Consider the following 17,757-nt stretch of genomic DNA (forward strand, 5'->3'; position numbering starts at 1 on the left):
CATCCATGCCCAGAAGGGAGCATATTTTTGAGCGGTAGGCTTCCGGTGCTGTAGCCGTAAAGGCGGCAACCACTGGGCGCTTTTTCAGGGTGGAGATCCATTTGCCGATTTTCAGGTAACTGGAGCGGAAGGTATAGCCCCAGTCCAGCACACAGTGGGCTTCATCCACCACCACTAGGCTAGGAGGATTCTCATTGATGCTTTTTTGAAATGCTTCGGACTGCAGGCGTTCCGGGGTGATGTAGAGGAATGGAGCACTGAGGTCCAGCGCACATACAGGTCCGTCCGTGGTCACCGTGATATGGCCGAAGTCCATGGGATGGTTGCCCGAGATCTGGTTTGCACGGATCCCTTTTGCGTTGAGTGCCTGCACCTGATCCTCCATCAGGGACAGAGTGGGCTCAATAACCAGGGTCCAGGTATAGTGCTTCTGGTGCATGACCAGGGCAGGTACCTGGAAGATGGCAGACTTGCCTGAACCGGTAGGTGCGATGACCAAAGTATCCCGTCTGTCCAGGATGCTGTTGATGGGCTGGATCTGGTGCTTGCGTAAGGTCTTGAGCTGAAGCGCATCCATAGCTTCTCTTATGTCATAGTTTATTTTCATAAAAAATACCCCCAATATGATTTGAGCTGTTCTGTGCAGCCCTATAATCATGTTGGGGGTATTTCAATTTATAATGGCTTTTGGTGGACTGTTCTGCGGATTCACTCGTCTGATGGAACTTAGCAAAAACCGCATGCAGGGACACTTTATCCATATTATTAAGGAAAATATGTATTCTAATAGGTACTAAATAGGCCTTCATACAAGTGATTCTATGCATCTATAACATTAGGTTATCCATCCATAGCCAGATAATAGTTCTCTTTTCTCTGTTCATTTCTTATAATGGCCTCACCCTATTCCGGCGAAAATTAGGCAAAAAGGAGAGAAAAGAGAAATGAATCAGAAAGTGATATCCTTGGCTGCTGCGGCAGCACTGGCTGTTACCCTGTGTACAGGATGCCAGGGACAGCCTGCTCAGAATTCCCCCGCACCCGGAACCGAGGCTCCCCAGACCAGTACACACAATCAAGTCGCCAGCGTAGCAGAACTGAACTACTCCAACGTAAACTTTGACTTTGCCGATGAGATCGCTGCGCTGAAAGAGCAAGTCCCCCTGGTTCCTCAGGCTGCCGATATCCCTCTCAGCGTCAGCGAGGCCGGCGGCGCCTCTGGCATGGTGCTGGTCCCCTCTGTGCAAGACGGCCATGAGCAGGACTACTATCTTAACGCCTATGTAGCGGGAAGCGAACTCACCTTCATCGGCTCTCAGGCCATTCAGAGTGCAGAGAGCAGTGTAACCGGCATCCTGGATGTGACCGGTGACTCCTTTACACTGACTCCCGCTGCCATCCAGGCGGAGAAGCCTGCAGACGAGGTCATCACCGTGACCATGGAGGACGGCAATGTCTACCGCATCCATACCGTACATGAGCTGATGCCTATTCTTACTATTCCCACGGCTCAGGTATCCGAGAGCAACAAGGGCGTATATGATTTTGCCGTGGACAAGTTCTTCCTGCGGGTTTCCACGGAGGGTGAGCTGATCTATTATCGGAACATGAATTGTGTGGGCGAGTCCATGGCAGAAAACTTTGCGTCTCAGGTCACGGACGATGGCACCTTCTTCACCGGTTTTGTGGAACTGCGGGTGGAGCTGCGCAACGTAAATGGCGGTTATTCCAGCGGCCTATATCTGGTCATGGACGACCACTATACCGACGTTGACACGCTGACCCTGCTGCCCAATCAGGAGGCCAACCATACCCATGGTGAGGGCTACCTGGACCAGCACGAGTTCCTGGTACTGGGCGAGAATCATTACCTGACCCTGAGCTATACTCCCCTGGAGGTAAATAACCTGCCCGACACGGTGACCGGTGTGGACGGCACCTCCACCGCCTATGTGTGGGCCGGCATCTTCCAGGAGGTGAAGGACGGTGAGGTCGTGGCTGAGATCAACACCACCGACTATCCCCTGCTGTATGAGACCGCCATCGAGAAGCGCAACTACGCCGGCAGCACTGACCAGGGTATTGACACTACCACCGGCCAGGGTGACCCGGTGTTCTCTCTGGCGGAGGGCTGGCAGGACTATGTCCATCCCAACAGTCTGGACTATACCCTGAAGGCCGATGGTTCTGTTGACAAGCTGCTGGTCTCCATGCGGGACCAGTGCGCAGTCTATCAGTTCGACATGGCCAGCGGCGCCATTGAGTGGATCCTGGGCGGAAAAGCCAGCACCTTTACCGGATACGAGGACTTTACCTCTACCCGCAAGGATGAGGAGGGCACCGAGTTTACCGCTCTGACTTACGGCCAGCACTTTGCCCGATATACTAACAAGAATGCCGACCATACCCTGGACGGAAATCCGGTCATCAGCGTCTTTGATAACCAGACCGGCGACGCCCCCTTCCTGATGCAGCCCCCCGCACCCACCATGGCTCCCACGCTTACCCGTACTTTTGTGGCGGAACTGGACCCCGCTGCCGGAACCGCGCAGATCATCGATGTGATCAACGGCACGGATCTCAACCATCTTTCCGATGGATATCACATTGCCTCTCACTGCGGCAGCGTACAGTATGACGACGACACCGCCGTAGTCATCGGCTGGGGTCTGCACAGCGTGGTAGATACCATCGGCGCACAGGCACCCCAGGGAACCATCTCTGATACGGGTTACGAGGATCTGCGGCAGGGCAGCCGTCCCATTTTTACCGAGTACGACATGACCACGGGTGAGATCACCTTTGAGCTGTATGCCGACCGCAACCCCCTGATCCAGACTCACGAGGCACTGTTCTCTTACCGTACTTACAAGACCGCCGGCTAAGTACAATACAATATTTTGGGAGAGGTCTGCAAACAGACCTCTCCCAGTTTTATATCGGTCCTGATTGAAAAACAACAGCCTATATGCTACCATATCAGTTACTCAAATTTCGCTTAAGCAATATCGCAAAGAAAACCATCTGAAAGGCGGAGCAAAAAGTGAAACTGACCCAAATGGAGTACTTTCTGGCAGTAGCCCACCATTTGAATTACACCGCTGCCGCCCGCGCTCTTTACCTTTCCCAGCCGGCACTAAGCAAACAAATCTCCTTGCTGGAGGATGAACTGGGCATCCAACTGTTTGAGCGCAGCAGCCGCAATGTTCGCTTGACCCCTGCCGGCACTCAGCTTCAAACAGATCTGACCCGGCTGATGGAAGAACTGGAGCTGGCCAAGGCACGCGCCATTCAAACCGCCATGGAGCAGAAACTTCACCTGCGCATCGGCTGTTTTGACGGTGCGGTGGTAGATAATTTTCTTCCCCAGTTTTTTCACTGCCTCCGCAATTATGCTCCCAATGTCTGCACTACGCTCTCCTGCGGAAATTTTCAAAAAAACCGCGAGGCGCTGGAGCGCGGACAGATTGATCTGCTTTTTACTTTATCGGCAGAATATGTTCCATGTGAAGGGTTTCAGTCTCAAGATATGGTGAGCCGCAGAAGCGCGCTGGTCTATTCCGAAAGCTCAGAACTGGCGCAGATCCCCCATCCAAACAAAGATGATTTTTGCACATATCCTTATCTGACTGTGGAAAAGGGCAATGCTCCCCGGGTATATGAGTACAGCATGCACAGCCTTGCGTGGATGGGCATTGAGCCCAAAAAGATTCTTGAACTGTCCAATTTTTCCACACTTATGGCGCATCTGGAAATGGGCCACGGCTATGCCATACTTGGAGAAAATGTTACAAACGCCATGCGGGGCATGAAAAAAGTTCTGCTGCCAGAAGCTCTGGATATAAAAGTCGTTGCGGTATGGCCCCAGCGGCAGCAGCTGGTAAATTACATCATGACTTTATGCCGTGACCAATTTGATGCGGCGCAATAATAAACCAAAAGGGTCCGATCCCATTCTTCAAGCAAGACTGATCCATAATGCCGATCTATCCCGGTATGGATACCATGTTTTTCTTGATGGATGGTGATTGGACCCTTTTTATCCGGGGAAGTGGGCTGCAGCTCCAAAATCCCCTTCTCACTTATCCCCCGTACTCCAGCTGAGCATCAATGCGTCTGCTCTGCTTGCGGTACTTATCCGGGGTTACCCCAATCAATTTCTTAAACACTTTGCAGTGGTAGCTGGGGTCCTCAAAGCCGCAGCGCTCACAGATCTCGGAAATGGACAGATTGCTGGAGAGCAAAAGCACACGGCTGCGCTCCACCCGAAGCTGGTTAAGGTATGCCCGGAACCCACAGCCCATCTCCTCCTTAAACACCTTGGAGAAATGGGACGGAGAATAGCCCACATAGTCTGCCACCTCAGCCAGCGGCAATGCTCTGGCACAGTGGGCGGACATATAGCCGATCGCCTCTCGGATCACATTTTTATGCTTGGTGCCCAACAACTCAAACACCAGATCCGCAAAACGGGTCAATGCACGGTTCAGACAGCTCGCCACCTCTTCTTGGGCAGTTAAACTCTTAATTTCCTGCAAATAGCGGTGACTGATCTCCATAGCCTGCTCAACTGCCACACCACCATTGATCGCTGCCCGGGAAAGCAGCACCACAAGCTCTGTAACATAGGTCTGAACAGCAGTAGCATCCCTGGAAAGAAAGAAAATGTGCCCCAACAGTTCGTTGAGCAATGCGGAGGCAGTAGTACTGTCTCCCTGGGAAACTGCGGCAAGCATAGCTTGTTCCGTCTCGATCGGATAGGTCACATCTCCCTGAAGGCCCTTGGCCTGCTGCACATATTCGCCTATATCACACTGCTGCCGGTAGCCGCTGTGATTGAGAAAGAAGGCATAGCTGCTGTCCGAGATATAGACCGCTGCAGCAAAAAGCTGGTTGGACAGGTGCCGCAGGCGGTCCGTAGCAACCTGGGGAATGCTGCTCAGAAAAAGATACAGCGCCCGAACCCTCTGTGCAGGCAAGTCCCACTGGAGAATGATATCATCCATGCAGTCCTCAATGTCGCTGATGATAACCGGTCCTGCCACAAGTCCGCCTGCAAAAACACCTTCCGTTAAAATGGGAGAGGAGCAATAGGCAAAACCGGCGGCACAGGAGTAGATATAACGCCCGCCGAAGCGCTGTGCCTCATGGAGCCCGTGGGCATGTAAATCCCGGCATACCGGGGCCTGCCCCGGCAAAGAACGCAGGTACGTACATTCGTCGTCCGTCAGTCCTGCCTGGCTGAGGATGTTGCCTTGATCGTCCAGCAAACGGCACCCTAACCCACTGGCAGCAGCAAACGATTCCACCATTTCTTTGGCAATATTGAGATCAAATCCGGGCATGGCGAACCACTCCTTTTTCTGTTCTCTTTTATCATGATATCACTTGCCCGTTCCCTCTGTCAAAGCGCTCTTGTAAAAAACCGTCTTATTTTTGGTAATTTATTTTGATTGAATGGCTTTCAGTCTGATATTTAATGGGAACTGGTGGAGAAAAGAAGAAACTCCCAAAAATGAAAGCATACAAAAATCATAAAATTCGCACAAAGTTCAATTTACACCCCAGGCAAAGTTCGCTACAATAACCCCAAATTGAAATAGGAGTTGAAGTCCATTGAGTAAACAGAACATGCGCCAGTGGATTGCACAAGTCATGGAGGCCAAGCAGAAGCAAGCCGTCCCTGTGCTGTCGTTTCCCTGCATACAGCTGTTGGGCGTGACTGTGGGTGACTTGGTCAACGACAGCGAAAAGCAGGCAGAAGGTATGGTCCGTGTTGCTCAGCGCTGTCCTACTGGAGCTGCGGTTTCCATGATGGATCTTTCGGTGGAAGCGGAGGCTTTTGGCGCAAAAATTTTCCTGAGCGAAGATGAAGTACCCACTGTCGTGGGCACGCTCCTTGTGGAACCGGAGGATGCAGAGTCCCTGGCAGTTCCGGAGGTGGGCGCAGGACGGACAGGAATTTACATCGATGCCATTCAGAAGGTCTGCCAGCGCATCACCGACCGGCCCGTGATTGCCGGAGTAATCGGCCCCTTCTCCCTGGCCGGTAGACTGATGGGTATGACCGAGATCATGATCAACTGCTATGAAGAGCCGGAGATGGTGGAAACCACCCTGAAAAAAGCCACCCAATTCATCATCGCTTACATTCAGGGCTTCAAAGAGGCTGGTGCAAACGGTGTCTGCATTGCTGAACCTGCCGCCGGTCTTCTTTCTCCCGACCTGATGGAAGAATTTGCAATCCCCTATGTCAAGAAGATCATTGAAGCTGTCCAGGACGATCACTTTATGGTACTGCTGCACAACTGCGGCAACTCTGTGATCCGTGCCCTGCCCCAATGGTACGGCTGCGGCGCCATGGCTTATCACTATGGCAACGCCGTGGATATGAAAGCAGTTATGGAAGCGTCGCCGTCCGACGTGCTGGTGATGGGCAATGTAGACCCCGCCGGGGAATTTCGCGGCGGCACACCGGAGAGCATCCGTGCCAAAACACTGGAGGTCATGAATGCCTGCTGCGGGTATGAAAACTTCGTAATTTCCTCCGGCTGTGATATTCCTCCGGCATCCAGTTGGGAGAATATTGACGCATTTTTTGCAGCAGTAAATGAATTTTATCATCAATAAGAAGGAGCGTGTCAACATGAGTATTCTGGCTGAAATTTCTGAGGCGCTGCAAAAAGGCAAGCGCAAGCAGGTAACGGCTCTGGTGCAGCAGGCACTGGATGAGGGTATCCCCGCTCCTCAGATCCTGAACGAGGGTCTGCTGGCCGGCATGGATGTGATTGGTGTTCGCTTCCGCGACAACGAGATTTTTGTTCCCGAAGTACTGGTGGCCGCCCGCGCCATGAACGCCGGTGCGGAACTTCTGAAGCCCCACCTGGCTGAGGCGGGCGCCGTGTCCAAGGGCAAGATCGCGCTGGGTACGGTAAAAGGCGATCTGCACGACATCGGCAAGAATCTGGTCCGCATGATGTTTGAAGGCAAGGGCTTTGAGGTCATCGACCTTGGCGTGGACGTGGCTCCCGAGGCCTTTGTGAAGGCCGTGCAGGAGCAGGACTGTGGAATTGTGGCCTGCTCAGCCCTGCTGACCACCACCATGCCGGTTATGGGTGAGGTGGTAAAGGCACTGGAAGCCGCCGGTCTGCGGGATAAGGTAAAGGTCATGGTAGGCGGCGCCCCTGTGAACCAGGAATTTGCCGCCAGCATCGGCGCCGACGCCTACACCGACGACGCTGCCAGCGCGGCGGACAAAGCGGCAGAACTGATTGGCTGAGATACTGTCAAATACCTATGGGAGAGCAAATAAGCTCTGATGAAGGAGGACTCTGAATGAACTCTTTTGAAAAAGTACAGCATTGTATGGACGTACTTCCCATCAAAGACCGTCATGATATTCCTGTCTACCCCATGATGCTCATCTACCCCGGCAGAGTGGCCGGGTTTACCCAGCAGGATATCTGCGAGGATACCGACAAGTGGCTGGAGGCCCTGGAGATCACCTTCCAGAAGGTGGGCTATCCCGACCTGTGCCAGGGCAATGGGCCCCAGGACGTGATTTTCCTCCACGGGCTGGAGGCCATGCGCCCCGGCCACGAGGTGGGCCCCGACGAGTCCTTCCAGCTCCATGAGACCTGCCGCATGGAAGTGGAGGACTATGAGGATATTGCGAAGAACGGCCGGCTCCAGTGGTACAACCGCTACCTCTGCACCATCCAGCATCCCCCCATGACCCCGGAGCAGCTGGGACAGCGCTGGATGCAGGTGGGCATGAACTCCGCCAAGATCGGCCAGTACCTGGGCTCCCACGGCGTGGTCCCCATTCACGGCTCCGCCAGCGCGCCTGTGTTTGACGCCCTCTCCATGACTCGCTCTTTCCAGGAGTTTGTGTACGATCTCTATGACGAGCCCGATCTGGTCAAAGCCGCAATTAAGCGGGGCACCTCTGAAGTGATTGGCCAGGTTCTGGGCAATCTGGAGCACTCCCCCATTAAGCGGGCCAGTCTTTTTGCCATGCGTTCTGACGCCAACTCCATCTCTCCGGAGATTTTCGAGGAGTTCTCCTGGCCTGCTCTGAAGGAGATGATCGAGTCCTTCCATAAGGCAGGTGTTCAGACAGTTCTCCACGCGGACGGAAACTGGCTGCCCATGCTGCCCAAACTGCTGGAACTGCCCAAGGGCAGTACCCTTGTGGAGCTGGACGGTGTGACTGACATCCACAAAGCCTATGACATTCTCAAAGGCTGGCTTGCCATTCGCGGTGATGTGCCTGCCACTCTGATGGCCTTTAGCACCCCCGATGAGGTCAGTGCCTACTGTGAGGATTTGATTCAGATGGCACTGAACGGCAGCGGCGGACTGGTGCTGGGTTCCGGCTGTGAGATCCCGCTGAACTGCAAGCTGGAAAACCTCCAGGCTATGATGGATTCCGTTCGTAAATAATTAGTGAGGATGAACGCAATATGGCAACTCTAAGCATCGTACAGGGCGACATGCGCAAATATGTAACTGTTACGCCCGGCATTACCGTGCTGGAGGGGCTGCGGACAGGGGGCTTCCTACATGTGGAAGCCCCCTGCGGAGGTTCCGGACGCTGCGGGCGCTGTTTGGCAAAAATCACCGGAGAAGTGTCGTCTGTGTCTCCCCGGGAACGGGCACTGCTCACCCCTGGGGATGAACGCCGGCTTATGTGTCTGACCGTCATCCAGGGGGACTGTACCGTAGAACTTGGCCTGGATAGCCTGACGGCCGCAGAGGAAGGGTTATCCCGGTTTGTTTCCCAGGGCGGAGGAACCGGACTGGGCGCTGCTGTGGACATCGGCACCACCACCGTGGTACTTCACCTATGCAGCCGGGCCACTGGGGAGACTCTGGCTACTGTCAGCGCAGGCAACGCCCAGCGTTCCTTTGGTGCAGACGTCATCGCCCGGGTGCAGCATGCCATGGAGCATCCTGACGGCCTGGCCGCTCAGACCGCAGCCATCAGGACTCAGCTGACTGAGCTGCTCGCCCGCGCATGCGCACAGGCAGACCGAAGTCCCTCTGAGGTAGAGGAAGTATATGTAGCCGGCAACACCGTTATGGAACATCTCTTTGCCGGACTGTCCCCGGCTGGAATTGCCGTGGCTCCCTTTACCCCCGCCTCTCTCTTTGGCAACACCGTTCCGGCCGAGACCTTCGGCCTGGGAACCGCTCCGGATGCAACCCTTACACTGGCCCCCTGTGTGTCGGGCTATGTAGGAGGAGACATTACCGCAGGCCTGATGGCGGTGGACGCAGCCCATGCTGAGCAGCCCGTATTGTTTGTAGACGTGGGAACCAACGGAGAAATGGCTCTTGGCGACCAAAACGGTCTGCTGTGCTGCTCCACCGCAGCAGGTCCGGCCTTTGAAGGCGCGTGCATTTCCTGCGGCATGGCTGCAGTTCCTGGTGCAATCGATAAGGTATGGTTGGAAAACGATCAGATCTGCTGTTCCGTGTTGGGCCGCGGTCAAGCTCTGGGACTGTGCGGCTCAGGGCTATTGGATGCTCTGGCTGTCCTTCTGAAGTTGGAAATCGTGGATGAAACCGGCCGACTGCTTCCTGCCGATGAAGCTCCCGCACAATTCGCCGATCGTCTGGAGGGAGAGGGGCGCTTTGTGCGGTTTCATCTAACAGAACACGTGTGGGTCTCTGCAGAAGATGTACGCCGGCTTCAGCTGGCCAAGGCCGCTATCGCTGCGGGTATTGAAACATTGATGGAGGAAAAAGGACTGACTGCCGCCGATATTTCCGTCTTCTATCTGGCGGGAGGCTTCGGCAGTTTTCTGCGTCCGGAGAGCGCCGCCGCAATCGGCCTGTTTCCGTCCGACTTACTCCCCAAGCTGCATGTAGTAGGCAACAGTGCGGGAGCAGGCGCTCGCGCAGCACTGTTGTCCAAAGAGGCCCGGCATGCCTTGACTGCCACCCAAGGCCTTTGCGAATACCTGGAGCTGTCCGGTCTTGCCCAGTTCAATGATGCTTATCTGGACCACATGATCTTTGAGTAAGCAGGAGGAAGCTACCATGACCTTGGAAGAATTGTTGACACTGGCCGCTGAAGTAGGCTTTTCCCATGCCGGTCCGCTGAATACAGATGCACTGCGCTTCCTGCCGGAAGTGCGGGAGATGTGTGCATCGGGTCGCTGTCATAATTACGGAAAATGCTGGACCTGTCCGCCCTACTGCGGAACTCTGGAGGAAATTGCAGCTCAAGCTGCCCGCTACCAATGCGGAATTCTGCTGCAGTCCACCGGAGAGATGGAAGACGACTTTGACGTTGAGTGCATGATGGAAACTGAGCAGCTTCAAAAACAGCGTTTTCAGGCTTTTGTGACGCAGGTGCGGGCAATTTGTCCTGATTGCTTGCCCATGGCATCCGGCGGCTGCACCGTCTGCCCGAAATGTACTTGTCCCGACACACCCTGCCGGTTCCCGGATCTGGCTACCCCCTCCATGGAGGCCTATGGTCTGGTGGTCAGCGATGTATGCCGGGATTCTGGCCTGCCCTACTACTATGGGCCAAAAACGATTACCTACACCGCCTGTATGCTGGTGAATTAAAGGGAGGGCGTTCAAATTGGAGCTGTTGCTTTGCGGAGGATTTTTGGGGTCTGGCAAGACCACATTGATCAATAAGCTGCTCCACGGTATAACAGAGCAAGGTCTGACTGTCGCACTGATTGAAAATGAAGCATGCCAGGAAGGCATTGACGCCGCCTTGACCGGTCAGGAGGGCATCAAAGTTGTACCTCTGTTCGGCGGATGTGTGTGCTGCCAGCTCTCCGGAAGCCTGCTGGAAACCGTGCAGAAGCTGGAGGCTGAGTTATCACCGGACTGGGTTGTGGTAGAGCTGACCGGCCTTGCCATGATGGACAACATCCGGGAGGTCTTCCGTATGTATGCCCCAAAAGACCTGACAGCCCGCCTGCATACCCTTGCGGTAGCCGATATGGCGCGCTGGGACAAGCTGGTTCTCCGCATGGAGCCAGTGATCCGGCGGCAGCTGGCCGGTGCGGATACAGTTGTGATCAATAAGGTAGATCTCCAGCCTCCTTCTCCGCAGACATTGGCACAAATCGAAGCACTTTCACCAGGAGCCGTTATCCTCTCCATGAGTGCAGCTTCACTCAGCCCCGCCGAGGTCTGGACACAGGTTTCAAAAGCCTTTGTCTCCGGAAAGGAGTGCACAGAATGAGCCACCATGACCATCATCACCATACGCCCGAGGAGCAGCTGCTGGAAGATGCACTGGCATTCAGCTACAGCTGCGAGGGTACGCATCCTTACGAAATCTCATTGGAAGATCTGAAAGCCAGCATTGTCCAGGGACTGCAGCAAATTGCCGCCCGCCTGGCAGAAGACGGCGTGCTTTATGGTCATGTAAAGGCCCTTCTTTCCTGGAAAGACTGCACAAATCAGAACGGCCGCCTCGCATTTTCTGTCACTCGCTTAGGCGAAACAGATCAAACCATTTTGGGCACCTCGCCCACTCCGAATCAGCTTATATATTGGAAAATGACAGTAAACGTTATCTCATTATGGAACACCACGGCGCTTCAGGAAGATGATCTCGAAAAATTTTTTCCTAAATTTTGTTCCATCCTTCCGCGGAATACCTCAGTCATCTGATTTTATCAATTTTCCCTTGTATTTTCCCTTTTCCCTTTAAACCAAATAGAACCATAACGGTACAAAATAGAATATATACACCTAATGCCTCCTTAAGAAGCCTTGTTTTTTAAAAAAGCAATATCCCTCATTAAAGAACACACCAACTTCAAGTCCTGTATCGTCCACCAGAAAAAACCGCTGTTTTCTTACGAAAACAGCGGTTTTTTGTTGTTGAGGCAGGCCGCCGGGATACCGGCGGCCTGCTTTTCTTTTGACGGACGCTTCTTACTGCCCGCTGGCTTTTCTTTTCTCCCCGGCCTGCTCCACTACCTTCTGGTAGGGTCCGATGATGTACTGGTTCATCTGGCCCTTCATCTTCTTCTGCACCGACGGAATGGCAACGAGCGCCCCCACCAGCTTCATCTGCAAAATGCGCTTCTTCTGCTTCTGGGGGAAATCGTAGATGCCGTGGGCCTTGTAGAACCTGTGGTCGGCCTTCATCAGGCCCTGCATGACATAGATGAGGTCCCGGAAGATCTTCATGCCGCCTACGCCGTAGAAGTTGGCCGGGCGGGACAGCTTTTTCTTCAATGCAAAGACCAGGCTGTCCGCCAGCGCCTGGATGTCGGCGGCGGTATCCCCCTCATCGGTGGCCACACCGCACAGGTAGTTGCCTCCCACCTCGCTGCGGCCCTCCACGATCATGCGCAGGTTGCTCTCATACCGGTAGTCGCCGCTGATGAGGTAGGCGATGGGGGTACCGTGGGTGACGGTGCGGTGGCCGTTGCAGAACTGCCGGTCGTCAAAGCACTTGAAGCTGGAATGGGTGTAGTGATCCGCGATGGTAAAGGCATAGACAAAGGCGTCGGCGGTCTGAATGGTATTGCGCAGGAACTGGTCAAAGCCGTCCTGATAGACGCACTTCCCGGTGACGGCGCAGCCAAAGCACCCCAGACACCCCCCGGCAAAGGGGAAGTCCCGCAGATTGACCACCCGACTCTCAAAGGGCAGGGCCGCCTGGAAATCGGCAATCATGTTGTGCAGATTCTGGTCCTCCGGGGCACAGTTGGTGACGATGACCACATCTTTGTCTTTGGTCTTGGCAACGTCGGGCAGCACCGGCTGGTAGATCTCCTTCTCCCGCCGGGGCGCCGGGGCGGGGGGCGTGACAAACAGGCCGTGGGCGCAGGAGAACATCAGCTGATCGAAAAAGTTCCGGGCCTCCCGGCGGCCCTCTTCGGTGAGCAGGTCGTCCATATCGGCGGACAGTCCCCGCACAACCTTCATCCCCAGGTCAAAGCAGTTCTCCTCCACATAGCGGTGGGCGGTCACGTCGTAAAAGTGCTTGGAGGTGGTGATCTGGGAAGCAAACTTGCCGGACAAATCCACGCCGTCTGCCTTGATGAGCTCAATCAGCCGGTGGAGCTGATAGGGTGCGATAAAGGTGTACACCGGGTAGCAGAAGAGCACCAGCTCAGCCTCCTCCAGCTGGGCGCGCAGGGGGGCAAAGTCCTTCTCATAGCGTTTGATCTGCTGGCCCACCGGCACAACGGTAAAGGTGTGCTCCGGGTGGAGGGCCTGCAAATAGAGGGCGGTGTGAACAGTGGTGGAGTTTTTCCCCTTGGGGCTGGCGTTCAAAACAAGGATCTTCATGGCTTTTCCTCCCATTCATGCAGCAGCCGGAACAGAAATATTGTAAGGTATCTCACCGGCGCTGTCAAATCCGACTGCCTCCTGAAACCAGCAAAGGGCCGGGCTGTGAACCAAAGTTCACAGCCCGGCCCTTCTGGACAGAGGCTCAGTCCCGCACGCACAGGGCCTTGGCCCCATTGATGCACACAGGGAAGAAGATCAGCGCGGTGACATAGGCCACCAGGAAGATGGCAGGCACCTTGGTGATCCAGAAGCCAAAGAATCCGGCCCCCAGCAGGAAGCCCACCTCGCAGAACATGAGGATGAAGCTCATCAGCAGCACCAGCAGCAGCACGATGAAAAAGATGCGCACAAAGTAGGCGGGGAGGCTCTCCATCTTCAGGCCGAACTTCTTGACGAAGAAGTTACCGAAGGCGGGCAGGTCGATGATGGTCTCCAGGGTCAGGTTCAGGCAGAAACCGTAGATCATGCTCACCACCAGGGCGGGCACATTCAGGTTGTTGTTTACCGCCAGGTTGAAGATGGTCACAGCCAGGGTGATGAAAAACGCCAGGAACACGTTCATGACCACGGGGAAATCTTTCTTTTTACACATAATACTCCTTCTCCTTTTCGGTCTGCTCCGCTTACCAGCGGTCCTTTTCCTCGGCGTAGAGGGAGGGCAGGATGGCGGCCAGGTGGCCGAACTCCTTCAGGTTGTGGGCAAACAGGCCCATGGGCACCACCGGGGGCACGCTGACGCCGTCGGGCAGCAGCTTGACCACCTGGCCGTCCACCAGGCCGTAGCCGATCCAGAAGCGGCTGCGCAGCTCGATGCCGCCCTCGATCTCCCGCACCATGTGGGTCATGATGGCCGCCACACCCTCGCCGGGCTTGGGGCCGTGGCCGTTGGCGCACATCATGGTGGCGCAGGCGGGGGTACCCACCTTGGACTCGTCATAGCCCAGCTCGTGAGGATAGCGGAAGTTCAGGATGAGCTCGTCGGGACCGGCGCCGATGTCCTCCAGCACATGGTGGACGGTGCCCCAGGTCTTCTCCCGCATGGGCACGCTGGGGTCCAGCACCTTGTCCGGCATCTGCTGGCGGGCGTAGAAGTGGTCCTCCGGGTCCCAGATCCGGTAGCGCATGTCGTTCAGGCCGTGCCAGGCAAACCACCACTCGAACATCTCGGGGGTGACGCCGGGCATCTCGGTGCGGTTGGCCAGGTAGCCGGTGCCATTGGGCATGACGCAGTAGCCGATCTCACCGGGCAGATAGCCGGGCAGGAACAGGTCGTTGCGCCGCTCGATGGGCAGGGCGTCCTTGGGGTCCATGGGACCGCCCTCCAGGATGGCGATCTTCTCGGCGGGAATGGGGGTGATGGGCAGGTCGTAGTATTTGGCGTAGGACAGCGCCCGCTCCTGGGCGTTGAGGACAGGTCTCTGGCTCATAAAAGCTCCTCCTTGTCTGTTTGTTTTGCTGAGGTGAGCATAGCATGACGGGGCCGTTGTTGTACGCATCACACAAAAAGCAGCCGTACAGTTACTGCACAAAAGAGGGCAAAGTGTCCGAATGGGGCGGATTTTGCTTGCATTTCACCATCTGGTCAAATATAATAATTATTTAGTCAAAGGCCCCGCTTTTTTACAGCATTTCAGCCAGAATCCTTTGTTCCTGCCGTTTTACCGTATGAAAGCGAGTTGATGGAAATGTCCCCCCGGGGAGCCTTGAATCGCCAGCGCACCATTCAGGACATCGAGTCCGCCTTTCTGACCCTCTATCAGCGGGACGGCATCGACGGCGTCAGCATCTCGGGCATCTGCCAGACCTGCGGCATTGCCCGCTCCACCTTCTACCTCTATTTTGAGGATAAGTTCGCCGTGCTTCAGGAGGTGGAGGACCGGCTGCTCTCCGCCCTGTGGGAGATCTGCCGCAACCTGCCCGACGTGATGGACCACACCAGCGGCACCGAGACCGCCCTGCGCACCATCGCCCACATCCGGGAGAACCTGGGCTGGTACCGGGCCCTGCTGAGCAACCGGGGCGACCCCATGTTTGTTTACCGGTGGAAAAAGGACATCGTCAAAAGCCTGCGCCGTAAGCTGGAACAGCGCAACGTCAATGAGCTGGACGCCGAGATCCAGGGTGTCATGTTCTCCTCCGCCCTTATCGGGCTGTACACCCATGTGACCATGGAGTGCCCCGACATCCCCGACCGTACCCTGTGCCGCTACATGGACGATCTGCTGGCCCGCTCCCTCAGGCAGCCCATCACCCCGGCCCAGCCTGCGCCATAAAAAGACCGACCCCCCGAATATGCCGTCAGCCGGCATATCCGGGGGGTCGTTTTTCTTTTGAGCCGTCACAGCAGGCCCCGGGCAAAGTCCAGGATGGTCCCGGCGTCCACTGCCAGGTTCAGGTTCTGGCCGTCGTCAAAGCCCGCCGTCAGGATGCCGATGAGTTCCCCGTACAGGTTCAGCAGGGCGCCGCCGCTGCTGCCGTGGGAGGTGGGGGCGGTAAACTGGATCATGGAGCGCTCCCCCACCGTCCGAAAGCCGGAGATGATGCCGTCGGAGACGGTGTTGAACAGGCCCAGGGGGCTGCCGATGGCCACCACCTTCTGGCCCCTCACCAGCTCCCCGCCCCCCCGCCACACGGGGATGGGCGGTCTTTGCTTCTCCATGCGCAGGATGGCCAGGTCCAGGTCCTGGTTGTACTTGATAAGCTCGTCGGTGTAGCACACATCCTGCTCTCCCTCCAGGAGCACCCCGAAATACCGGCCTCCCGCCACCACGTGGAAGTTGGTCAGGATGTAGCCGGTCTGGTTGATGATGACCCCCGACCCGGTCTTGAAGCACTGCTGCTCCCCGTCGTACACCTCCAGCATGACCACGGAAGAGGCCAGCCTGGCCAGCTCCACATAGTCCAGCTCCCGCCGCTCCGCCGGAGCGGGGGCAGGGGCAGTCCGGTACTCCGGAGGGGGCGCCGCCGGGGCCTGGGGCGCGGGGCGGGCTGTACTGACCTGGGACTGCCGGGGCGGGGCCGAGGCAGGAATCTGTTCCCGGACCAGGACCGACAGCTGGAGCAGCTGGTCGTCCTGCACCTGCACGTCCTGTTCCCCGCTTACATAGAGCACGTCGCAGCCCATGCGGAAGAGCAGGCAGAGGAAGAGATACTCCGGCAGCTTGACGGTACCGCTGCACACAAACTTGGGGGAGGCTCCGATCCGCCCGGTGTCCACAAAGAGCTTGGGGAAGCACCGGTCGATCCAGAAGAGCAGCTTCACCCCGAAATTGCGGACGATGGACTCCTCCGCCCTGCCCCGGCTCCTGCGGAACTGGTCCAGGGTCTCCCGGTAGTGGGCCCGGAAGGCCTCCTCCAGAATGGGGTTTTCAAAGGAGAAGGGCAGGCGGTCCGTTCCTCCGTCGTAGCGCTCCAGGTAGTCCTTCAGCTCCCCCTGGTCGGGCTGCTTGGGGAAGGCGGGCAGAAAGAGCCGGCCGCACTTCCCCTCCCCCTGCCAGGCCTGGAGCCGCTGTACCAGAGCGGGATACCCCTCCCCGCACAGGCAGCGGGCAAAGAAGGTCTCCTTCCGGAAGTTGGAGTAGCGCCCGTCCAGAGAGAAGAAGGCCTCTGTCAGATTGGGCGTGGACGGGCGGAGCACCGCCTGGAAATATGCGCTGTAGTTTGCCATGGTTCCCCCTCCTCGGACAGCTGGGTACTCAGCAGGCGGTCTCTCCGTCCACCTCCCAGAGGACCTGCTGCAACACAAAGGTGTAAAAGCGGCCGGAGCCGTCCCACTCCCGGCGGGCGGGGCCGCCCTGCTCCGGCAAAATTCCTCTGGGCGCAATGGCCACATCGGCCCGGCCCAGCATGGGGCCGTCGATGGGGCTGTCCCCGGCGCAGAGCACCCGTTCGGCGTCGAAGCGGCTGCGCAGGCGGTCCAGGGCCGCCCCCTTGTTGATGGGCGGCGGGAAGAAGTAGACCTTCCTCCCCGTTACCCCCATGTCCAGTGGAAATGCGTCCCTCATGGCCTCAGCCAGAGCCTGGGCCTCCTCCGGGGTGTCGCAGGCGGCAAAGGTGAACATCCCGTCCACGATGCGGCACCGCTTGGGGGCGGGCCAGGCCTCCAGAGCCCCCAGGGCCTCTTCCAGACGGGGCCGCCAGGGGGCTACCAGCTCCTCCGACTCCCTCGCCCACTGGGGGTCCGGCTTGCCGTCCACCAGCAGGAAGGCCCCGTTGGTGGTAAGGGCATAGCGGGGCCGGCAGGTCTGGGGAAAGGAGATGCGCAGGTACTGCTCCATGGACCGGCTGGTGACGGGCACAAAGAGGGCCTTTTTCATGACCCGGGCCAGCAGCTCCGGGGTCTCCCCGGTGAGATAGCCCTGAGCCTTCCCCTCCAGATACTCCACGCACAGGTCGCCGGGCCGGGCGTGTTTATGGGAGAAGAGCAGGGTATTATCCAGATCACTGGCGAAAATGGTCTTTTCCATA

At 56.7% G+C, this 17,757-nt stretch carries 17 protein-coding genes; 10 read left to right on the forward strand and 7 right to left on the reverse strand.

Annotated elements, in window-relative coordinates:
- On the reverse strand, positions 1-607 hold a 607-nt coding region (locus B5G34_RS11980; RefSeq protein WP_162609478.1), incomplete at its 3' end, for a DEAD/DEAH box helicase.
- A gap of 337 nt (positions 608-944) precedes the next feature.
- On the opposite strand from B5G34_RS11980, the gene B5G34_RS11985 reads away from it, so the two are divergent.
- Positions 945-2,885, forward strand: a complete 1,941-nt coding sequence (locus B5G34_RS11985) for an aryl-sulfate sulfotransferase (protein ID WP_087337682.1) — start codon at positions 945-947, stop codon at positions 2,883-2,885.
- A 158-nt stretch (positions 2,886-3,043) separates the two neighbouring features.
- A complete protein-coding gene (locus B5G34_RS11990; RefSeq protein WP_087337685.1) occupies positions 3,044-3,931 on the forward strand; it encodes a LysR family transcriptional regulator in 888 nt (295 codons plus the stop codon).
- A gap of 151 nt (positions 3,932-4,082) precedes the next feature.
- Here B5G34_RS11990 and B5G34_RS11995 read toward each other — a convergent pair whose 3' ends face one another.
- Positions 4,083-5,345 carry a helix-turn-helix domain-containing protein gene (locus B5G34_RS11995; protein ID WP_087337688.1) on the reverse strand — a complete coding sequence of 421 codons (1,263 nt, stop codon included), beginning with the start codon at positions 5,343-5,345 and terminating at the stop codon, positions 4,083-4,085.
- Between the two features lie 271 nt (positions 5,346-5,616).
- Between B5G34_RS11995 and B5G34_RS12000 the strand changes: the two genes are divergently transcribed.
- Genes B5G34_RS12000 through B5G34_RS12030 form a run of 7 tightly spaced genes read left to right on the forward strand, consistent with a single transcriptional unit; the run spans position 5,617 to position 11,652 of the window.
- On the forward strand, positions 5,617-6,630 hold the full coding sequence (locus B5G34_RS12000; RefSeq protein ID WP_242957022.1) for a uroporphyrinogen decarboxylase family protein: 1,014 nt from the start codon (positions 5,617-5,619) through the stop codon (positions 6,628-6,630).
- A 16-nt stretch (positions 6,631-6,646) separates the two neighbouring features.
- Positions 6,647-7,279, forward strand: coding sequence for a corrinoid protein (locus tag B5G34_RS12005; RefSeq protein WP_087337960.1), 633 nt, complete (start codon positions 6,647-6,649; stop codon positions 7,277-7,279).
- A gap of 56 nt (positions 7,280-7,335) precedes the next feature.
- Entirely contained in the window at positions 7,336-8,445 is a 1,110-nt protein-coding gene (locus tag B5G34_RS12010) for a uroporphyrinogen decarboxylase family protein (RefSeq protein WP_087337691.1), read from the forward strand.
- 20 nt (positions 8,446-8,465) lie between these two features.
- Positions 8,466-10,031 carry an ASKHA domain-containing protein gene (locus B5G34_RS12015; protein ID WP_087337694.1) on the forward strand — a complete coding sequence of 522 codons (1,566 nt, stop codon included), beginning with the start codon at positions 8,466-8,468 and terminating at the stop codon, positions 10,029-10,031.
- Positions 10,032-10,047: 16 nt separating this feature from the next.
- The gene (locus B5G34_RS12020; protein ID WP_087337698.1) at positions 10,048-10,584 is read left to right on the forward strand and encodes a DUF2284 domain-containing protein; all 537 of its coding nucleotides are present in this window, start codon (positions 10,048-10,050) and stop codon (positions 10,582-10,584) included.
- 16 nt (positions 10,585-10,600) lie between these two features.
- Positions 10,601-11,218, forward strand: a complete 618-nt coding sequence (locus tag B5G34_RS12025) for a GTP-binding protein (protein WP_162609479.1) — start codon at positions 10,601-10,603, stop codon at positions 11,216-11,218.
- The gene (locus tag B5G34_RS12030) at positions 11,215-11,652 is read left to right on the forward strand and encodes a hypothetical protein (RefSeq protein ID WP_087337704.1); all 438 of its coding nucleotides are present in this window, start codon (positions 11,215-11,217) and stop codon (positions 11,650-11,652) included. The genes B5G34_RS12025 and B5G34_RS12030 overlap by 4 nt, the downstream gene beginning before the upstream one ends.
- A gap of 267 nt (positions 11,653-11,919) precedes the next feature.
- Here B5G34_RS12030 and B5G34_RS12035 read toward each other — a convergent pair whose 3' ends face one another.
- The 3 genes from B5G34_RS12035 to B5G34_RS12045 all read right to left on the reverse strand — a co-directional run bounded on the left by B5G34_RS12035 (position 11,920) and on the right by B5G34_RS12045 (position 14,717).
- Positions 11,920-13,287 (reverse strand): NAD(P)H-dependent oxidoreductase, encoded by a 1,368-nt coding sequence (locus tag B5G34_RS12035; RefSeq protein WP_087337707.1) that lies wholly within the window; start codon positions 13,285-13,287, stop codon positions 11,920-11,922.
- Between the two features lie 145 nt (positions 13,288-13,432).
- Positions 13,433-13,882 carry a hypothetical protein gene (locus B5G34_RS12040; RefSeq protein ID WP_087337710.1) on the reverse strand — a complete coding sequence of 150 codons (450 nt, stop codon included), beginning with the start codon at positions 13,880-13,882 and terminating at the stop codon, positions 13,433-13,435.
- Between the two features lie 31 nt (positions 13,883-13,913).
- Positions 13,914-14,717, reverse strand: coding sequence for a phloretin hydrolase (locus B5G34_RS12045; RefSeq protein ID WP_087337713.1), 804 nt, complete (start codon positions 14,715-14,717; stop codon positions 13,914-13,916).
- A 276-nt stretch (positions 14,718-14,993) separates the two neighbouring features.
- Here B5G34_RS12045 and B5G34_RS12050 point away from each other — a divergent pair, with 276 nt between their 5' ends.
- The gene (locus B5G34_RS12050) at positions 14,994-15,563 is read left to right on the forward strand and encodes a TetR/AcrR family transcriptional regulator (RefSeq protein ID WP_162609480.1); all 570 of its coding nucleotides are present in this window, start codon (positions 14,994-14,996) and stop codon (positions 15,561-15,563) included.
- A gap of 65 nt (positions 15,564-15,628) precedes the next feature.
- Here B5G34_RS12050 and B5G34_RS12055 read toward each other — a convergent pair whose 3' ends face one another.
- Both B5G34_RS12055 and B5G34_RS18795 read right to left on the reverse strand, forming a co-directional pair.
- Complete coding sequence (locus tag B5G34_RS12055) at positions 15,629-16,957, reverse strand: S1C family serine protease (RefSeq protein WP_162609481.1); 1,329 nt, start codon at positions 16,955-16,957, stop codon at positions 15,629-15,631.
- Positions 16,958-16,985: 28 nt separating this feature from the next.
- Entirely contained in the window at positions 16,986-17,756 is a 771-nt protein-coding gene (locus tag B5G34_RS18795) for an HAD family phosphatase (RefSeq protein WP_162609482.1), read from the reverse strand.
- Position 17,757 lies beyond the last annotated feature (1 nt).

This window comes from Flavonifractor sp. An82 (assembly GCF_002159265.1).
GTDB lineage: Bacteria > Bacillota > Clostridia > Oscillospirales > Oscillospiraceae > Flavonifractor.